This window comes from Streptomyces sp. NPDC002573 (assembly GCF_042889625.1).
Lineage (GTDB): Bacteria > Actinomycetota > Actinomycetes > Streptomycetales > Streptomycetaceae > Streptomyces > Streptomyces gibsoniae.
Map to the genome: position 1 here is coordinate 1 of NZ_JBIARC010000226.1, position 2,452 is coordinate 2,452.

General features: G+C 72.8%; 1 protein-coding gene and 1 pseudogene. Both read right to left on the reverse strand.

The genetic code is table 11. The features are described from left to right. Positions 1–830, reverse strand: a pseudogene (locus tag ACFYX0_RS47425) (1,4-alpha-glucan branching enzyme); the annotation flags it as partial. A 41-nt stretch (positions 831–871) separates the two neighbouring features. Then, positions 872–2,269, reverse strand: a complete 1,398-nt coding sequence (locus ACFYX0_RS47430) for a maltokinase (RefSeq protein WP_388981973.1) — start codon at positions 2,267–2,269, stop codon at positions 872–874. Between the last annotated feature and the right edge of the window lie 183 nt (positions 2,270–2,452).

Here is a 2,452-nt window from a genome sequence, read left to right on the forward strand (position 1 = left end):
AGATCCTTCACGTACCCGGGCAGCCGCTCGGCCAGTTGGCGATACGTCAGACCGGGCCGCCAGGACGGCAGATGCACCTCGTACACCGAGAACGGTGCCTCATGCACCGGGATGTCCCCGCGATGCGCGAGCCACTCCTCGTCGTGCCACACATACCCGGACTCGGACGCGGTGACGACCGACGCGGTCGCGGGCGGCACCTCCGTGCGGCGGGCCATGGGGTCCGCGCGAACGGTGTGGGTGCCGTCGGGGCGCGTGATGTCGAACTTGTACAGCGTCCCCGGGTCGATGCCGGGCACGAACAGCTCCCACACCCCGGACGAGCCGAGCGAGCGCATCGGATGGGCCGTGCCGTCCCAGTGGCAGAAGTCCCCGCAGACCCTCACCCCCCGCGCATTGGGTGCCCACACCGTGAAACGGGTGCCGCCGGCACCCGCATGGGTCATCGGATGGGCGCCGAGCGCCCGCCAGAGCTGCTCGTGGCGTCCCTCCCCGATCAGGTGCAGGTCGAGCTCGCCGAGCGCGGGCAGGAAACGGTAGGGGTCGTCGGTCTCCAGCACGGAGTCCTCGTAGGCCACGAGAAGCCGGTACTCGGGGACGTTCCGCAGGGGCAGCAGCGCCGAGAAGAACCCGTCGCCGTCGTCGTGCAGTTCCGCCCAGAGGCTGTCGAGGAGGACGGTCACCGAGAGCGCGCCCGGCCGCAGGACGCGGAGGGCGACCCCGCCGGGCACCGGGTGGGCGCCGAGCACCGCGTGCGGATCGTGGTGCTCGCCCGCCAGCAGCCGCTGTCGCTCGCCGGACTCCGCGGGCGCGGCACCCGGTCTCCCCAACTGCGGTGAGCACAGGGGCGGTGGGGATGTGCTGGGGGCGGTCACGGTATCAGCCTCCTCAGGCCGGGGCGGTGGGCGAGGCGCGCGATCGCCGCCATCGGCACGGGCAGCCAGTCGGGCCGGTGCCGGGCCTCGTACAGCACCTCGTACACGGCGCGGTCCGTCTCGTAGGCCCGCAGCAGTTCCGGTTCCGAGCGGGGGTCCCAGCCGGCCACGGCGGCGTAGCCCGCGCAGTAGGCCTCCCGGCACCGCAGCGCCCACTCGGGACGCCAGGGCCTGCGGGCGTGGGCGGCGTAGTCGAAGGAGCGGAGCATGCCCGCCACATCACGCACCGGGGACTGGACCCGGCGCCGTTCGGGCAGCGGACGGGCCGGTTCGCCCTCGAAGTCGATCACATGCCACTGCCGTTCGGCGCGCAGCACCTGGCCCAGATGCAGATCGCCGTGGATCCGCTGCGCGGGCCGGGGCGAGTCGAGGGCCGCCGCCTCGGTGAACGCGGACCGCAGCCCGGCCGCGTACGGCAGCAGTTCCGGTACGGCGTGGAGGGTGTCCCGCAGCCGTTCCTGCATCCCGGCGGCGAGCCGCTCGCTGCGGGGCGGTCCCTGGGACTCGACGGGGAACGCGGCGGCGAGGGCGAGGTGCACCTCGGCCGTGGCCTGCCCCATCTCATGGGCCTCCTCGGTGAACTCCCGCCCGGCCGCGAGCGCGGCCAGCGCCTGCGTCCAACCGTCGTCGGCGCCGCAGAGAAACGGCTGAAGTACACCGAGGGTCGCCGCCCACGGACTGGACGTACGGAACCAGGCCACCGGGGCGAGGACGCGGGTGCAGCCCTGCCGGGCCAGCGCCCAGGGCACCTCCAGGTCCGGGTTGATGCCGGGCCGCACACGGCGGAACAGCTTCAGGATGTACGCGTCCCCGTACACCAGGGAGGAGTTGGACTGCTCGGCTTCGAGAAGGCGCGGGGGGAGGCCGGCGGGGATCGTCACCCCGCTGTCGCGTTCGAAGCGCAGGGCGCCCGTGGTGCCCGGGGTGCGCAGCCGATCCAGCAGCAGGGATGCCGAACGCGGGTCGTGCAGCGCGTCGTACACCAGCAGCCCCGTCAGGGGGCCCTCGCGGACACGTCCGAGCACGGCTGTGTGGTGCCGGGGCATGAGGAACTCACCGAATCCGAGGATCAGTTGGTAGCAGTCGCGGACCGGGGTCGCGCGCGATGTGCCCCTCGTCGACAGCTCGGGATACTCGGCGCGGACCAGGAGGTGCAGACAGTCGGGGCGCAGTTCGGTCACCGAGAGCAGCACCAGGTCCGTGACGGGGCGCCCCTTGCCCGCGAACCAGCGCTGCCTGGGCAGCCAGGTGCGCAGCAGTCCGGACAGCGAGGGCAGCAGCCAGGCGGGGTCGAGGCTGCCCGGGCGGAGTGTTGCGCTCTCGGTCTTGGTCATGGCGTCGCGTCCTTTCCGTCCGGGGCGGCCGAACAGCCGCCATGAGTCAACGGGCCACGACCAGGTTCACCTTGGTGGCCTGCGGGAGGTCCTTGCGGAGCCGGAACCAGTAGAAGCCGTGGCCTGCGAGGGTGAGCAGGTAGGGCAGTTCGCCGATGGCGGGGAAGCGGACCCCGCCGATGA

Excerpts from the sequence above, each read along its gene's own strand:
- ACFYX0_RS47430 (WP_388981973.1), bottom strand. The coding sequence starts at position 2,269 with ATGACCAAGACCGAGAGCGCAACACTCCGCCCGGGCAGCCTCGACCCC.